This is a genomic window from Sphingomonas sp. (assembly GCF_965227385.1).
Taxonomy (GTDB): Bacteria; Pseudomonadota; Alphaproteobacteria; order Sphingomonadales; family Sphingomonadaceae; genus Sphingomonas.
The window spans coordinates 3,129,269-3,144,639 of sequence record NZ_OZ245750.1; the positions used below are offsets into that span (position 1 = coordinate 3,129,269).

Consider the following 15,371-nt stretch of genomic DNA (forward strand, 5'->3'; position numbering starts at 1 on the left):
GACATGAGAGAGCCTGAGTGGCTTGCCAAGGCTGAGGAGGTGGCACGATGCTTCCGTGCAACGACGAAGAACCAGCGCAGTGCACGCCATTCGGTGTACATCGTCCTGCTTCACGATCCTGCCAAGGCAGGCCGTTGGGGCCTGTATGTGGGGCAAACCTCGCGCGACCCGGACTGGCGCTTTGATCAGCATAAAACCGGATACAAGGCGAGTGGCGCAGTGAAGCGGTTCGGCGTTCGCTTGCTGCCACGCCTGGTAGATCATCTAAATCCCATGATGCAGTGGGAGTCGCTCGAGATCGAAGCGGCACTCGCGAACGCGTTGCACGACGGCGGCGTGGCGTGGGTCGAGGGCGGGCACTAAACTGCGCGCTACACAAGGCCTCGATAAGCGGTCACACGGTTACGCCGCTCCTGGCGACCCCTTCGAGAACCAGGCAGCATTTTCGGCCGTCACCAGCGCAACCATTCACGCAAGGATAGGTTTGGCCCGACAGTCGAGACAGGAGCATAAACCATGGCCAAGGTGTTGTCGCAGTTCGTTATCACCCCGAACGGCACGGGCGAATACATCCTCAACCTTGAGGATGACGACGGCGAGTCAGTTGAATTCGTGGCCAGTTACGAGCAGCTCGATCTGATCGCCGAGGCCTTGCAGGAGCAACTCGACGGCGATGAGGAAGAGGTTCTTGCCGTCGATGACGAAGGTGACCTTGCCGATAAGACATAACCACCGGCATTTGCCAGTACAGGCCTTCGCTGCATAGATCGTAGGCGCCGCCGAAACCATTCGTCTCGGTCGCCTGGGAGCAGTTCGCAACTATGCTCTGCCTGAAGGTCGAAGGCTTTCAGCTCCGGGGCCGCGGCAAGGGGCGATGTGCGACCTTAGGAACCCGGCAGCCGCTTGCGCCGTTCGCTCATCAATGGTCGGCTCGTCGCTCAACAAACTTCTCCGCTCCACCATCGCGGACCTTGAGCGCGATATCGACACGATCAGCGATATGCTGGACGGCCCTGACAGCCGTGACGACAAGGTCCGGCTGTTGGCCTATGCCGGTTATCGCAGCGCCGCAGCGGTCCGTCTGCGGGGCCGCATCGTACGTTACTCCAAGCCGCTCGATGCAGGCGAAGGTCTGCTCACGCGGATGCGGGCCATGCTGGCGATCTACAATAGCCAGGAGGTGCCTGGCGTATCCGTGCGCGTCGAGGGCTATGGTCAGGCGCATAACATCGTCACCGACGAGGAAGGCTACTTCCAACTAGAGATGACGATCGATCGGCCGCTTCCTGCGACGACGCAGTGGGAGCAGGTGGCGATGTCACTTCCGGACCGCGAGATGGAGCAGCGACGCGTGCAGGTTCCAGTCATCGCGCCGGGAAGCGATCAGCATTGGGGCATCATTTCTGATATTGACGATACGGTGGTCGAGACTGGCGCGACCAACTTGGTAAAGAACTGGCGCCGCGTGCTCGTCGAGCAGCCGCAGGACCGGCTGGCGGTGCCGGGCGCAGCTTCGCTCTACAAGATGATCGCGCGCGACCATGTCGCCCCTGCCCGACCGTTCTTCTACGTCTCGTCATCACCTTGGAACCTCTACGGGTTCATTACCGAGTTCCTCGAGCTGAACTCGATCCCGCACGGCCCGATGTTCCTGAAGGACTATGGGATCGACTCAAGCAAGCTGATCGACAGTGGCCATGACGAGCACAAGCTTGCCGCCATCGAGACGATCCTCGCTTTCTATCCCGAGTTCCGCTTCCTCCTCATCGGCGACAATGGCCAGCGTGACGTCACCATCTATGCCAAGGCCGTCGAAGATTATGGCACGCGGGTAGCAGGCGTGTTCATTCGCGATGTCGATGGTTCCTGTCGCTCGGGGCCAGAGGGCGACTTGCTCGCGGCGATCGAAGCGCGCGGAGTACCGACCTTCTGCGGCGCAGGGTTCGAGGATGCAGTGTCGGTGGTAACATCGCTGAACCTTGACCGGCCGCTCGAGGCGGCGCGTGCCGTGGTTGCGCCAGCGCAGGATTGAGCTAACGACGTGATCGTGCGGAGCTCGAACCGGTAAGGCGGCCGCCGGTCGGGTTTAATGAAAATCATGGCTGCGCACCTTGATCATCTCGCTGCTGCCCTTCTCCTCGGGCGAGACCGGATAATAGAGATCACGCGGCCTCCAGCCCGGATCACCCCGGTCTGGTGCGCCGGGATGCGTTGCCCCGTCGCCCGCCCCAAAACTAAGCGGGAAGTCCATCCGCCCGACCGAGCGCAGCATCTCGTCGCGATCGACCACCCGATCGATCACGACATGGATCACCTGCCCTTCCTTCTGCAGCCGACCGCGGAGTGACACCATCGAAGCCGACATGACCGTGCGCCGCTGCTTCTCGAACCGATCAGGCCAAAGAATGCCGTTGGCGACCCCGGTCTCGTCCTCAATGGTGATGAACAACACGCCACGCGCTGAGCCCGGCCGCTGTCGCACAAGGATTACACCAGCGACCTCGACATGCCGGCCATCGCGGATGGCCACCAGATCCGCGCAGCGGACTACCCCTTCCCTCGCCAGTGACTGGCGCAGGAACTGCATCGGGTGCGCCCGCAGCGAGAGCTGCAGCGAGCGGTAATCCTCGACCACCTCGCGTCCATCGCTAAGCGGTTGCAGCGTCACCAGCGGCTCCACGCCCTCTGGCGAAAAGCCGCCCTCGCGCGCATCGGCGGCAGCGAACAGCGGCAGCGGGGCCTCGCCCAACCCCTTGACCTTCCACAGCCCCTGTCGGCGATCAGCACCAAGGCAGTGGAACGCGTCCGCCTCAGCGAGGCGCTCGATCGCTGCACGCGGCGCGCCGGCACGCCGCCATACCTCCTCGACGCTCTCGTACGGTAGGTCGCCACGCGCCACCGCGATCGCCGCGCCATGGACATTCGCAAGTCCCCTCACCTGCCTAAACCCCAGACGCACTGCGAGATAGCGCCCATCTGTTTCCTCAAGCGTGCAATCCCAATGGCTGTGATTGATCGACACCGGCCGAACCTCCACGCCATGCTCACGCGCGTCGCGTACGATCTGCGCTGGCGCATAGAAGCCCATTGGCTGCGCATTGAGCAGCGCCGCACAGAACACGTCTGGGTGGTGATGCTTCATCCAGCAAGAAGCATAGGCAATCTTGGCGAATGACGCGGCGTGGCTCTCGGGAAAGCCATAGCTCCCAAACCCCTCAATCTGCTTGAAGGTGCGCTCGGCAAATTCTTGCGGGTAGCCGCGCGCGACCATGCCGCCGACGAGCTTGTCGTAGAAATGACTGACGCCGCCGGTCAGCTTGAACGTTGCCATCGCGCGGCGCAGCTGATCGGCTTCTGCCGGCGTAAACCCTGCGCCTACAATGGCGACCTTCATCGCCTGCTCCTGGAACAACGGCACGCCGAGCGTTTTCTCAAGCACCGCGCGAAGCTCGGGCCGCGGATATTCAGGCTGCTCCTTGCCCTCGCGTCGGCGAAGATAAGGATGCACCATGTCGCCTTGAATTGGGCCGGGTCGCACGATCGCGACCTCGATCACAAGATCATAGAACCGCACCGGCTTCATGCGCGGCAGCATCGACATCTGCGCCCGGCTCTCGATCTGGAACACGCCCAGGGTGTCGGCCTTTTGGATCATCTTGTAGACCGCAGGATCATCATCCTGCAGGTCCGCCATGGTGACCTTGATGCCCTTCTCCTGCTCGAGCAGATTGAACGCGCGGTTCATGCAGCCCAGCATGCCAAGGCCCAGCACATCCACTTTCATGAACTGCAATCGGTCGATATCGTCCTTGTCCCATTCTATGATCTGGCGGTCCTCCATGCGCGCCGGCTCGATCGGCACGAGATCGTCGAGCCGGTCTTGCGTCAGCACGAAGCCGCCTGGATGCTGCGACAAATGCCGTGGTGATCCAATGAGTTGTCGAGCAAGTCTCAGCGTCAGTTTGAGGCGATGATCCTGGGCATTGAGGTTGAGCGTCTCGATCTGCTCGTCCGAGATGCCGTCCATTGACCAGCCCCAGACGAGGCCCGTCAGCATCTTGGTCAGATCGCGGGGTAGACCCAGCGCCTTGCCAACCTCGGCGACGGCACCCCGCGTGCGGTAGCGGGTCACCACCGCGGTCAGCGCCGAATGCTCACGGCCATAGGTCTCGTAGATCCACTGGATGATCTCTTCGCGCCGCTCATGCTCGAAATCGACATCGATATCGGGCGGCTCCTTGCGCTCCCCCGACACGAACCGCTCGAACAGCAGCTCGTGCTGGATCGGGTCGATCGAGGTGATGCCGAGCAGGAAGCAGACGCAGCTGTTCGCGGCCGAGCCACGACCCTGACACAGGATGCCGCGGCGGCGGCTCTCGGCGACGATTGCGCGAACCGTCAGGAAGTACGGCGCATAGCCGAGCTGGCCGATGAGCCTCAGCTCGTGTTCGATCTGATCGGCATAGGGTTTGGGCATGCCCTCCGGCCATTTGGCAGCGGCCGCATCATAGGTGAGTGCGGCGAGCGCCTCCTGCGCCGTCTTGCCTGCCATCACCTGCTCATAGGGGTATTGGTAGCGGATCTGGCCCAAGTTGAACTGGCATTGCTCAGCGATGTCCGCGCTTGCCTGGATCGCGTCTGGGAATGCCGCGAATCGTCGCTCCATCTCGGCCGGGCTTTTGAGCTGCCGGTCCATAAAGCGCTCGCGCTGATATCCTAGCGCATCGACGGTGGTGCTAAGCCGTATTGCGGTCACCACGTCCTGCAGCGGACGAGCCTCGGCGGTGTGATAGAGGACGTCGCCAGTCGCCACGGATCGAACGCCAGCCGCGCCAGACATGGCATTGAGCGCGTGCAATCGCAGCTGGTCGTTGGGTCGCCGCCGATATGACAGCGCGCAATAGCTGCGTGCGCCGAACACGCCGGCAAGATCTGCTAGCTGCGCCGCGGTGATCGCATCAGCCTCGTCCGGCAGGAGGATCGCAATCTGCCCCTCGGCATGATCGGCGACATCCGACCAGTTGAGCAGGCAGCGCCCCTTCCCGCCCCGCGCCTTGCCGATCGACAGCAACCGCGTGAGCCGCGACCACGCGGGGCGGTCGGTCGGGTAGAGCAGCAGCGCCCGCCCATCGATCGTCTCGACCCGCGCACCCGGGATCATGCGCACGCCGGTCGCCTTTTCGCCGTCCCAGCCGCGCACCACGCCAGCAACGCTGTTCCAGTCGGCAAGGCCGAGCGCCGAGTGGCCGCTCAGCTGTGCGGCGGCGAACAGCTCCTCGGGCGAGCTCGCGCCGCGCAGGAACGAGAAGTGGCTGGTGACCTGCAACTCAACATAGCGAGGCATCAGCCGAACAGCCCATGGAGGTACCAGGAGAGGTCGCCGGTCTCAGGCTCGACGCCATCGCCGCGCCGGAACAGCCAGAAGCGCTCGCCGCCCTCGACCTCGACTCGAAAATAGTCGCGCACCGCCCAGAGCTCGGCGTCACGCCGCCACCACTCACCATGGATGCGCTCGGGCCCGTCACCCGCGACCACCTGATAAGGTTTGCCGCGCCAGGTGAAGCGGCGCGGCGCATGATCGGGCAATAGGGCGACGACGTGCGTGAGCCGCTCCGGGCGGGACAGCATGCGCACGGGGCGCTGCCACTTTGGCCAACCGCTCGGTGCGGCCAGCGCTGCGATCCGGCGCACGGCACGTTCCGGCACGTCGCTCTCCTCGCACGCGAGGCGGAACACGCCGGTCTCCCCTGCTCGCCCGGCCAGCTGATCGATGGCCGGTGCGAGGTCGACGCCACGACCCTCTTCAGCCAGCAGGCCGGCGGCGGATATCGCGCCGAGCGGTTCGCTTTGCGTGACCGTCAGCCGCATCTCCTCGATACCCAGTCCAGGGTCGATGCGATCCATCCTGAGCGCGAACATGCGGCCAAGATGGCGAGCGTCACGCGTCGCACGGGAGGCGCCGATCGCGATCCGCTGGCGCTGGGCATCGACGCGAACGGCCGTCAGCACCGCGCTGCGCACGCCCAGGCCACGCTGTTGCAATAGCGGCACGAGATCTTCGATCAGATCGGCAATCACCTGTGCAATGCTCTCCGCCGTACCGACTGGCTCGAGCAGACGTCGCGTTACCTCAGGCACCTCAAACGGCACCACCGGCACGAGCGGCTCAGGCGCACGCCCGAGCGCCTGGTCAAGCCGCGTCACGGTGGAGAGGCCAAGCCGTCGCGCAAGCGGACCGCGCGGCATGGGATAGAGGTCACCGATCCGTTCCAGCCCGAACCGGGCGGCAGCCACCAGCGCGGAAGGCTCGAGCCGCAACGCTGCGATTGGCAGCGCAGCCAGCCGCTCCGCTTCGCGGCCTGAGGGGAGTAACGTGATTCTCCCGCCCCCATAGCGTGCGAGCGCGTGCGACGCGCCCAGCGTGCCTGACACCGCCAAATTGGCGTTGAACCCGAGCCGCCCGAGGAACCGCAGCAGCTTGCGGCAGAAGCGTTCTTCGCCGCCAAACAGATGCGACGTGCCGGTAAGGTCGAGCCATAAGCCATTGTCGTCGCTGACGCTCGCGCCCGGCGTCCAGTGCCGCACGGCGTGCAGCGCCAGCCGCGCTAGCCAGGCACGGTCCGCATCTCGCTGCGCATCTCGAACATCAAGATCGCCGACCAGAGCGCGGGCATGGGCGGCCGCCATGCCGGGCACGAGGCCCAGCGATTTCGCCAGCGGACAGGCCGAAGTGATCACCTCGCGCTGGCCGATGCGCTCGATCAGCACGGTCGGGCGATCGGCCGGCCGGGCAGCGGCCATGCGCAGCGCAACGTTGCCCGGCGAGCCCTCATCGGGCCGCATTGCCTTGAACGGGTGCTCGGCGGCTTCCGAGCGCCGGCCCATCTCGCGCATCGGCGGCTGCTGGTGTGCCGGCAGCCTTGCGATGCGCTCAGCAAGCTCGGCCTTCTCCAGCGCCCCGTCGCGTGCCCAGCGCGCGCCCGGCCGCCACCCGCCGCCGCGCGGCACCGAGCAAGCACCAGGATCATCGTCAATCGGCTGGGGCAACGCCGCTCGCGCGGCGCTCGGCTCAGGCTGCCTGGTTGGCCGCTCTATCTGCCGCAATCGCTCGATCGGAAGCTGCGGCAGGTAGAGCGAGGCGACCCGTGTCATCGCAAGCCTCGACAATAAGAGAGAATGGATTGCCACCACGCTGGCGCGCGAGCTCGACGGACCAACACGCCCGGCCCACCCCGGCATGGGGAAGCCTTACGGATGGGACGCAGCCGATCCGCCAGCGCGTCATCGCGGTCGAGAGCTGATCGAGCGGATCACGCGCGGTCTTACGCCAGCGACGCAGCAAGAACATCGGGGTCGCGCCATCACAGGCGGCAAGCTGGAGCCGGCGGGTCGCGGTTTGGTCGGCGACCTTCACCTCGGCGATCACTGCCGCAAAGCTGCCGTCGCGCAGTGCGTCCTCGGCCAGCGCCAACGCCATTACATCGTCACGCGCCTCAGCATAGAGCAGGCGGTCTGGCCCCAGCCCCGCTTGCTCAAGGCCTGGCGCGTAAAGGTCCAGCCGGGTCAGCGCCCAAACCGCTGTACCGCCCGGCTGCTCAGCAAATCGCGCCGCGATGCCGGCGACGAACAATGTGGCGGCGGCATCATCGCCAAGCGTCGGCGAACCCGCACTGACCTCATGGAGCGCGGCAGCATCGAGCCCGCCGCCAGCCAACCGATCGTCCAGCACCTCAATGCCAAATGGAAGCACCTCGGTACGCCGGGATGAAGGCGCATCGACCTGGGCGCGCAGCTGCGCGAGCAGGCGCGTACGATCGGTATCGGCAAGGGCGGTGGCGGCAAGCATCAGGAACAACGACTCAGATGTTCCTATAATGTTCCGCCTTGCCGCTAGATTCGTCAACCCGCTGAATCGCGGCGGATGACCGACGCGCTGTCGCATTGTAGGGCGCCGCCACCATGACTACCCCGCTCGCCATTGGATTCGACTTCGGCACCACCAACTCGGTGGTGGCGCGCGCGCGCGACGACAGTTGCGATCTGATCAAACTGGATGGCCCCGCCGGCGCCGACCCGGTGTTCCGCTCGGCGCTGTGCTTCTGGCAGGATGACGCTGAAAAGGGCGGCCTCGGCGTGGCGGCGGGTCCGTGGGCGATCGAAGAGTATCTTGAATTTCCCCAAGGCAGCCGGTTCATTCAATCGTTCAAGTCGGTCGCCGCCGCTGCAAGCTTCGAACATGCCTTCGTGTTCGAGCGTCGCTATCGCTTCGAGCAACTCGGGCGACTCTTCTTGTCGCAGATGGCGACGCACGCGGGCGGCGCGCTCGACATCAAGGACGCCCGGATCGTCGTTGGCCGCCCCGTCGAATATGCCGGTCATCGGCCGGACGAAGCGCTGGCGCGCCAGCGCTATAATGCGATGTTCGAGGTGCTCGGCACGAAGATCCATTATGTTTATGAGCCGCTCGGCGCTGCCTACAGCTACGCCGCGCGGCTCGACGCACCGGCAACGGTACTGGTGGCCGACTTTGGCGGGGGCACCAGCGACTTCTCGATCGTTCGCATCGGCGCGCCGGGCACGACGCCGCGCTGTACCCCATTGTCACATGCCGGCGTTGGCATCGCCGGCGACCGGTTCGACCAGCGTATCGTCGAGCACCTCGTCCTGCCGATGCTGGGAAAGGGCGGGCAGTATCGTTCGTTCGACAAGCTGCTCGATATTCCCGGTGGCTGGTTCACCGATTTCTCCGACTGGTCCCGCCTCGCGCTGATGCGAAACCGTCGCACCATTGCAGAGCTCGAAAAGCTGCGTCGCGCGGCGCTCGATCCGGATGCCATTGGCAGGATGATCGCGATCATCGAGGGCGAGCTCGGCTACCAGCTCTACGATGCGGTCGGCACGCTCAAGCGCGCGCTGTCGAGTGACGCTGAGGCGCATTTTCATTTCGAAAGCGATAACCTGCTGATCGAGGCCGATGTCACGCGCGCCGAATTCGAAGGCTGGATCGACGATGATATCGCCCGGATCGAGGCGGCCGTGAATCGGGCGCTAGCCGGCGCGCACGTCGAACCAGAGGCAATCGACCGCGTGTTCCTGACTGGCGGCACATCGCTGACCCCGCGCGTGCGCCGTCTGTTCGCAACCCGCTTTGGCGAGCACCGCATCGCCGCAGGTGGGGAGCTGACCTCAATTGCACATGGTCTGGCGCTCATCGGTCAGCAGGACGACATCTCCGCCTGGACCGCTTGAGCCTTTCATCCTTCACGCTGCGCAGCCGTTCTGCTTTCCAGAGAGGAACGAGCGATGGCCGACCCAGCTATATTCTTTGCCCGCGAGCGCGAGCATCGTGGCCAGGCAGCGCTCGCTCGCGATCTCGCCGCCACAGCGGTTAGCCGGGTCGGGCGCCAGCGGCACCTGGCCGATGCAGCGCGGCGCGCAGCTGCCGTGGCAGGCAGTCTCAACGAGACATTGCTGATCCGGCGCTAAGTCGTTTGGCCTAGCAGGCGCAGCGTCTCACCATCTTCAGCGCCAGCGAACCAGCGGTCGGTCGCAGCGCCAAACAACATCGTCGGCTGCGCAGCCTGGAATAGCGTCAGCGATGAGCGCAGCTTCATCGCGTCGACCTCGCCGAACACCTCTACAACATTGCTGGTCCGCAGGTCCTGCAACGCTCCGACGCATTCAAGATAGCGAGCACCCAGCACTGGATGCTGGAGATAGGCCCGAGCTTCATCGAGCGAGCTGATCCCATAGAACTTCGCCATCTCGCTGCGGCCGAGGCCGGCAAGCTGCGGAAAGATGAACCACATCCAGTGCGAACGCTTGGCGCCGCGCCGGATCTCGGCAAGCGCAGCGTCATAGCTTTGAGCCTGCGCCTCAACGAACCGCTCGAGTGAAAACGCGATCGTCATAGCAGGGCCGGCTGGCTGGCGCCGGGCGGCGACCCATAGACCTGCTCGGGGATCAGCGTTCCAGCGGGGAGGATCTTGAGCACATCAGCGGCGGAAACTTGCGGGTTCAGCCAGTCAGCCCATTGGTCGCGCGCTAGCGGGATAATCTGCCGGTGGTGATAGGGTCCGACATCCGGCCCCGCATCGGCGGTCAGCATCGTGAAGGCCTCGCCCACCTTCTCATGCGCACGCCAGATCCCGGCGATGGCGAACCAGCGATGATCCTTCATCGTGAACAGCCACTTGTTGAGCCGCTTCTGGCCGGGGTCGTCGGAATCGGTGAACTCGTAGAAGCCATCGGCGAGGATCAGGCAGCGATGCGAGTCGAAGCTGCGCCCTTCTGACCGGAAATTGTAGACCGGCTTGCCCGTCGGGCCTGGCCAGCTCCACCGGCGGTTGACCAGTTCACCAGCCCCGCCCGCCCCATCAATGCTCCGCACGATCGGCGCGACATCCGTGATCTTGATGTCCTCGCGAGCGGCGACGTTGGGCTTCCCTTCCGGCGTTTCGATCCGGATCTTGAGCTCGGCGAAGTCTTCCATGATCGATGCCACATCGACCATCAGCCTATAGTCATTGCACATGCGCGTGCTCCGGTTTGCATCGTGTCGATGTTCGCACTATGTTCTTTACCATGCAAGCGAGTCCCCTTGCATCCGACGCCGCACTCGGCAGCCGCCGCCCGATCATCCGGCGCAACCCGGATAACGCGCAAGAGATCGAGATGGTTGAAGCAGCATGGGGTCTTGCGCCAATCGAGCGCGGCGAAAAGCCGTTCAAGTTCATCCGCTCGGAAGGCCGCAGCTTTCCACTGATGCGCTGCCTCGTGCCAGCAAGCGAGTTCCATGTCCGCAACGACGGCCGTCGCTTTCGCGTGACCCTCGACGATGGCAACTTCTTCTATCTCGCTGGCGTTTGGCGGCCGGCTGAAGCGGATTGGCCGCTGAGCTATGCTGTGGTCACCATCGAAGCCAACACCGACGTGATGATCTATCAGGAGCGGCAGGGTGCTGTGTTGCTGCGTCGGCAGAACATGGCGTGGCTGGATCTGCTCGTTCCCGAGCATGAGCTGCTGCAGCCGCTGCCGCCGCGCAGCTTTCGTGTCGAGGAAATCGCACCGCGCGTGCCAAGCCGCGAGCAGCTGACCCTCGCGCTCTGATCTGGAACCAGATGAATCCTCGTCGATTCTGTCATGCGAAGGAGAGGGACATGGCGGACAACAAGGCAAAACGCGGTGGTGCTGACCGCCGCACAGTTGCAGCTGGCGAAGGTTATGAGGTCAGTTATTTCGCGCGCAAGCACGGCATCAGCCGAGATCAGGCGGAGACCTTGATACAGCGGGTTGGGAACGATCGCGAGAAGCTCAACGCAGCAGCGCAGAAGTTGAAAGCTTAGCCCAAACCTCAATCTCGCGGGCCATCGTGCGGTAAGACTCGGGTCGCCGCAAAGGGCGGATAATGCCCTTTTCGTTAGCGACTTGCTCCCTAGCTGTGCGGCGAAGGGGAGCATGATGAACACGCGGCTTACGACGATCCCGCCTGAGGTGATCGAATGCATCGAGCACGGGCGCTTGCCCCGCATCCATGAGCTTCAACGCGTTGCCGCTTCGATCCGCTCCGATCTTGAGCGGTCGGCCTGTGCGTTTTCATGGGGCGCGGCGATGCCCGATGAGTGGGAGCGCCTGCTGATCCTGCGCGTGGCGCAAGCCGCGCTCACCGGTAATGGTGATGAACCGACATGACGACTTGAGCGCCGAACCCACGATAGGCTAGGGTCAGGGCGCGGCGCAATCTGATTCAGGCTCCGCAAGGGGATCGGGTTTGCCGGGCTCACCGGCTTCCTTCAATCCAAAGCCTATTCGGGCTTGGCGGCATCTACGCCGGCTACTGCGTATACAACGTCGCCTGCTGGCGTGCGCCGCGCAAATCAACCCTTCGGTGTAACCCAGACCGACACCGGCACCACCACCTTGCCCGGCGCCGGCTTGCCCACATCGACGCGGTCCGCTTTGACCAACTCACCTGTCTCCAGGTTGAAGGACGCCCACGGTTTGGGCATCCGCCCAAATGACATTTTCTGGATCGGCTGACCGGTGGTCGAGTTCATGATCGTGGCGATGATCGGCATGGCCGCGCATTACTTCACCGCTTCAAAGCCTGTCCACCGTGCCGCCAAAAGATTGCTGTGGGCGATGATATCAGGGCTCCGCCCGCACCCATGCAATCGATGTGGCGACTGGCAGCGGGATGATTGCTAACGACGCCGCTTGACCAAGCCGTCTCGAAACGCTGATCTCGCAGCGATGATGTTGCAACGAGAAGGGGCATTCTGACGCGCATTCGAAATCATAGGCAGTTGCCGCGGCAGGACATCACTCCATGAACGAGAGATTCGTGGAGGGGAGCGGCATGACCTCGCGCTGGCGGTGGCTGATGCGGCTGCTGCTGCGCCGCATCTGGTTCCGCGCCGCCCTCTTTTCCCTATCGTCCGTTGTCCTTGCGCTCCTGGCGGCATTCGTGGCGCCCTTCATTCCCTATGAGCTTAGCACCAAGATCGGCTCGGACGCGGTCGACAACATTCTTGGGATCCTGGCTTCGTCGATGCTGGCGGTTACGACCTTCTCGCTGACCGCGATGGTCTCTGCCTTCTCCGCCGCGAGTGGCACCATCACGCCCCGCGCGACTCAGTTGCTGGTCGAGGATTCGACAGCCCAAAACGCGCTGTCGACATTCATCGGCGCGTTTTTGTTCGCGATCGTCGGAATTTGCGCGCTGTCGACTGGCATCTACGGAACCTCGGGTCGCGTCATCCTCTACGCCGGCACCATCCTCGTCATTGCGATCATCGTGATCACGTTGCTGCGCTGGATCGGGCATTTGTCCAGCTTTGGCCGGGTCGGCAACACGATCGATCGCGTCGAAAAGGTCACACACGCCGCAATCGAGCGTTCAGGCTACAGGGTTTCCGTCGCGCCCGCTGGGATACCTCCCAGGCGGGGCAGACGCCCGGTATTCACCGACAAGATCGGTTACAGCACGCATATCGATCTCATTGCGCTCGACAAGGTCGCTGCGCGCCTCGGTTGTACGATCGACCTTTCGATCGCGCCCGGCGCTTTTGTGACCCCGAACCGCGAGATCGCTTGGCTCGATGGCGGCAATGCGGCGAACGACGTCGAGATCCGCGACGCGTTCACCTTCAATCACCACCGCCAGTTCGATCACGACCCCCGGCTTGGGCTGGTCGTGCTGTCCGAGATCGCGTCACGAGCCTTGTCGCCTGCGGTCAACGATCCTGGCACGAGCATCGCCGTGCTAGGATCGGGTGTGCGAGTGATGGCCGCGCTGCTCGATCAGGCTCGGACCGGCGCAAAGGATGGCGAGCGCGTTCGGCTGCCCGAGATCGCGATCGAAGATCTGCTCGACGACCTGTTCCGGCCGATCGCGCGCGACGGCGCCGGCATCGTCGAAGTCGCGATCAAGCTCCAGCGCTCGCTCGCCGAAATCGCCGGGATGGTGCCATCGGCGTATGGGCCGTTGGCGATGCGCGCCGCGGACGCCCTCGCGCGCTGCCAGGCCTCGATGACGTTCGAAGCCGATCTTGAATGTGTGCGCACCGTATATCGTGCGCACTGGACAGACCCCAAGACCTGAGCTGGCGAACTCGGGCCCATGCCGCCGGTTACCGAGTGATCGAAATGCGTGGCCGATTGCCGCGCCATGAGGACCGAAAGCGCGGCCGCCGCGTTCGCAATTCATGTTCTTCGACAGCCTGCCCGGTTTGCTACGTGTCGCGGTCATCTCCCTGCTCGCCTATGCCGCCATGGTTCTCGTCCTGCGGATCGCGGGCAAACGCGCGCTCGCCAAGCTGAATGCCTTTGACCTGGTGGTAACCGTGGCGCTCGGCTCGACGCTGGCCACAGTGCTTCTCAGCAAGGATGTCGCGCTTGCGGAAGGCATGCTCGCCTTCGCCGCGCTGGCGTTGCTGCAATGGCTCCTATCGCGCCTTTCGATCGCAAGCGCGCGGTTCCGTAAACTTGTCCGCGCGGAGCCCCGGCTGTTGCTCGAAGATGGCGTTTACTGCCGCAGCGCCATGGCGAAGGAGCGCGTGACGGCGGATGAAGTCGATGCGGCGATCCGAAGCGCCGGATTTGGATGCATCGAGGCCGTCGCGGCCGTCGTTCTCGAGACGGACGGCAGCATGAGCGTTGTCGCACGCGCGCAGAACGAGGAACTCACTGCACTGCGCTCAGTCCAGAGATAGCGGCACGCATGTTACATGCATCCTCAGGAAAGCGGCGCCTGAAAGCAGACAGTGCGGTTAGGGCGCATCGTTCGAGTCGTCGCGTCGGGCGGAACTCTCAAGCTCGACTTGCGGCTTCATCGCTCGCGTCAACGCCCGCGGCTCCTTGAAGGTGAGCGTGCGATACGGGAATGGAATCTCTATTCCAGCTTCGTCGAGCGCGCGCTTGATCGAGCGCACGACCGCATCGCGTGATCGGTGCGCTTCGTACGGCGTGGACCCCGCCCACCAGCGAACAAGAAAGTTGATGGAACTGTCGCCAAATTCCTTGGCCAGGACATCGATGCGACGCTCCGCATCCACTCCTTCAGATGACCGGACGGCAGCCTCGATGACCGACGCTGCTTCGTCCAGGTCGGTGTCATAGGCGACGCCGATTTCGACTTCGTGGCGACGCGTGGCCTCGTCCGTCAGGATCTTGACCGGGTTCTTGAATAGATAGGCGTTCGGCACCAGCACCAGCTCGTTGCTGAGGTGTCGAAGATGGGTATCCCGCAACGTGATGTGCTCGACCTTGCCCTCGACAGCCTCGCATTCGATCACATCGCCAATGCGCATCTTGCGCCTCAGCATGATCAGTACACCGGCCAGGAAATTCTCGAAAATGTCCTTGAAGGCAAAGCCCACAGCCACCGAACCTAGCCCGACCACCGCGAGCAGGTTCGCCGGGGTCACCCCGGGCAGCACAATCGAACTTGCGATCATGAGTCCGACGACCCAGATCACAACACTCACCAGCGTCTCGGCGAGATTGATCAGCGTTGCACGAACATGCGTCCGTCCTAACAAACGGTCCGCAATCCGCCTTGCGAACTTTGCGGCGATCCAGGTGACCAGCAAGATCAGCAAGCCGATCGCAAGCTGAGGCATGATTCGGATGAATTCCGCGAGCATCTCTCGGAGCCGCTGACCAAGAATATTGACTAAGTCCATCAGAGCTCCAAGTCCGCGCAATCCGTTCCGCCGGTCCATATAACGAGCGGTATCCGGTTCGGGACCAGGGAACTTTCGCCACAGCGTCGATCGTGCCACTAGCAGCGTTGCGGAGAAGCGGATCGCTGCTTCCGTCGCTCTCGGCATCGCTGTCGCTGTACGGTATTCGCCTGCGACCCTTCATCT

General features: G+C 63.7%; 17 protein-coding genes. 10 read left to right on the forward strand and 7 right to left on the reverse strand.

Annotated features, from left to right (window positions below; genetic code table 11):
• Nucleotides 1–3 precede the first annotated feature (3 nt).
• From ACO05N_RS15440 to ACO05N_RS15450, 3 genes are all read left to right on the forward strand, one after another.
• Nucleotides 4–363: a GIY-YIG nuclease family protein gene (locus tag ACO05N_RS15440; protein ID WP_422057903.1), complete on the forward strand. Its 360-nt coding sequence runs from the start codon at nt 4–6 to the stop codon at nt 361–363.
• A 153-nt stretch (nt 364–516) separates the two neighbouring features.
• Entirely contained in the window at nt 517–729 is a 213-nt protein-coding gene (locus ACO05N_RS15445; protein WP_422057904.1) for a hypothetical protein, read from the forward strand.
• Nucleotides 730–922: 193 nt separating this feature from the next.
• A complete protein-coding gene (locus ACO05N_RS15450; RefSeq protein WP_422057905.1) occupies nt 923–2,032 on the forward strand; it encodes an App1 family protein in 1,110 nt (369 codons plus the stop codon).
• Nucleotides 2,033–2,086: 54 nt separating this feature from the next.
• Here ACO05N_RS15450 and ACO05N_RS15455 read toward each other — a convergent pair whose 3' ends face one another.
• From ACO05N_RS15455 to ACO05N_RS15465, 3 genes are read right to left on the reverse strand one after another with little or no spacing between them, the layout of a single operon-like run.
• The gene (locus ACO05N_RS15455) at nt 2,087–5,344 is read right to left on the reverse strand and encodes an error-prone DNA polymerase (protein ID WP_422057906.1); all 3,258 of its coding nucleotides are present in this window, start codon (nt 5,342–5,344) and stop codon (nt 2,087–2,089) included.
• Nucleotides 5,344–7,152, reverse strand: coding sequence for a DUF6504 family protein (locus tag ACO05N_RS15460; RefSeq protein WP_422057907.1), 1,809 nt, complete (start codon nt 7,150–7,152; stop codon nt 5,344–5,346). The genes ACO05N_RS15455 and ACO05N_RS15460 overlap by 1 nt, the downstream gene beginning before the upstream one ends.
• The gene (locus tag ACO05N_RS15465) at nt 7,070–7,846 is read right to left on the reverse strand and encodes an ImuA family protein (RefSeq protein ID WP_422058766.1); all 777 of its coding nucleotides are present in this window, start codon (nt 7,844–7,846) and stop codon (nt 7,070–7,072) included. Before ACO05N_RS15465 ends, ACO05N_RS15460 begins: the two co-directional genes overlap by 83 nt.
• Before the next feature lie 113 nt (nt 7,847–7,959).
• Between ACO05N_RS15465 and ACO05N_RS15470 the strand changes: the two genes are divergently transcribed.
• Entirely contained in the window at nt 7,960–9,249 is a 1,290-nt protein-coding gene (locus ACO05N_RS15470; RefSeq protein ID WP_422057908.1) for an Hsp70 family protein, read from the forward strand.
• A gap of 54 nt (nt 9,250–9,303) precedes the next feature.
• Nucleotides 9,304–9,486 carry a hypothetical protein gene (locus ACO05N_RS15475; protein ID WP_422057909.1) on the forward strand — a complete coding sequence of 61 codons (183 nt, stop codon included), beginning with the start codon at nt 9,304–9,306 and terminating at the stop codon, nt 9,484–9,486.
• On the opposite strand, the gene ACO05N_RS15480 is transcribed toward ACO05N_RS15475, so the two are convergent.
• Nucleotides 9,483–9,911, reverse strand: a complete 429-nt coding sequence (locus ACO05N_RS15480) for a DUF1810 domain-containing protein (protein ID WP_422057910.1) — start codon at nt 9,909–9,911, stop codon at nt 9,483–9,485. The two genes, ACO05N_RS15475 and ACO05N_RS15480, sit on opposite strands and share 4 nt — an antisense overlap.
• Complete coding sequence (locus tag ACO05N_RS15485; RefSeq protein ID WP_422057911.1) at nt 9,908–10,534, reverse strand: SOS response-associated peptidase family protein; 627 nt, start codon at nt 10,532–10,534, stop codon at nt 9,908–9,910. The genes ACO05N_RS15480 and ACO05N_RS15485 overlap by 4 nt, the downstream gene beginning before the upstream one ends.
• Before the next feature lie 50 nt (nt 10,535–10,584).
• Between ACO05N_RS15485 and ACO05N_RS15490 the strand changes: the two genes are divergently transcribed.
• The 3 genes from ACO05N_RS15490 to ACO05N_RS15500 all read left to right on the forward strand — a co-directional run bounded on the left by ACO05N_RS15490 (nt 10,585) and on the right by ACO05N_RS15500 (nt 11,691).
• On the forward strand, nt 10,585–11,109 hold the full coding sequence (locus ACO05N_RS15490; RefSeq protein WP_422057912.1) for an SOS response-associated peptidase family protein: 525 nt from the start codon (nt 10,585–10,587) through the stop codon (nt 11,107–11,109).
• 50 nt (nt 11,110–11,159) lie between these two features.
• On the forward strand, nt 11,160–11,345 hold the full coding sequence (locus tag ACO05N_RS15495; RefSeq protein ID WP_422057913.1) for a DUF3606 domain-containing protein: 186 nt from the start codon (nt 11,160–11,162) through the stop codon (nt 11,343–11,345).
• A gap of 112 nt (nt 11,346–11,457) precedes the next feature.
• The gene (locus ACO05N_RS15500; protein ID WP_422057914.1) at nt 11,458–11,691 is read left to right on the forward strand and encodes a hypothetical protein; all 234 of its coding nucleotides are present in this window, start codon (nt 11,458–11,460) and stop codon (nt 11,689–11,691) included.
• Between the two features lie 185 nt (nt 11,692–11,876).
• On the opposite strand, the gene ACO05N_RS15505 is transcribed toward ACO05N_RS15500, so the two are convergent.
• Nucleotides 11,877–12,077: a hypothetical protein gene (locus ACO05N_RS15505; protein WP_422057915.1), complete on the reverse strand. Its 201-nt coding sequence runs from the start codon at nt 12,075–12,077 to the stop codon at nt 11,877–11,879.
• A 251-nt stretch (nt 12,078–12,328) separates the two neighbouring features.
• Here ACO05N_RS15505 and ACO05N_RS15510 point away from each other — a divergent pair, with 251 nt between their 5' ends.
• Together ACO05N_RS15510 and ACO05N_RS15515 are read left to right on the forward strand one after the other, a co-directional pair.
• A complete protein-coding gene (locus tag ACO05N_RS15510) occupies nt 12,329–13,603 on the forward strand; it encodes a DUF2254 domain-containing protein (protein ID WP_422057916.1) in 1,275 nt (424 codons plus the stop codon).
• A gap of 103 nt (nt 13,604–13,706) precedes the next feature.
• Nucleotides 13,707–14,213 carry a DUF421 domain-containing protein gene (locus ACO05N_RS15515; RefSeq protein ID WP_069319398.1) on the forward strand — a complete coding sequence of 169 codons (507 nt, stop codon included), beginning with the start codon at nt 13,707–13,709 and terminating at the stop codon, nt 14,211–14,213.
• 57 nt (nt 14,214–14,270) lie between these two features.
• Here the strand turns inward: ACO05N_RS15515 and ACO05N_RS15520 are convergent, their stop codons facing one another.
• Nucleotides 14,271–15,185, reverse strand: coding sequence for a mechanosensitive ion channel family protein (locus ACO05N_RS15520; RefSeq protein ID WP_422057917.1), 915 nt, complete (start codon nt 15,183–15,185; stop codon nt 14,271–14,273).
• Nucleotides 15,186–15,371 lie beyond the last annotated feature (186 nt).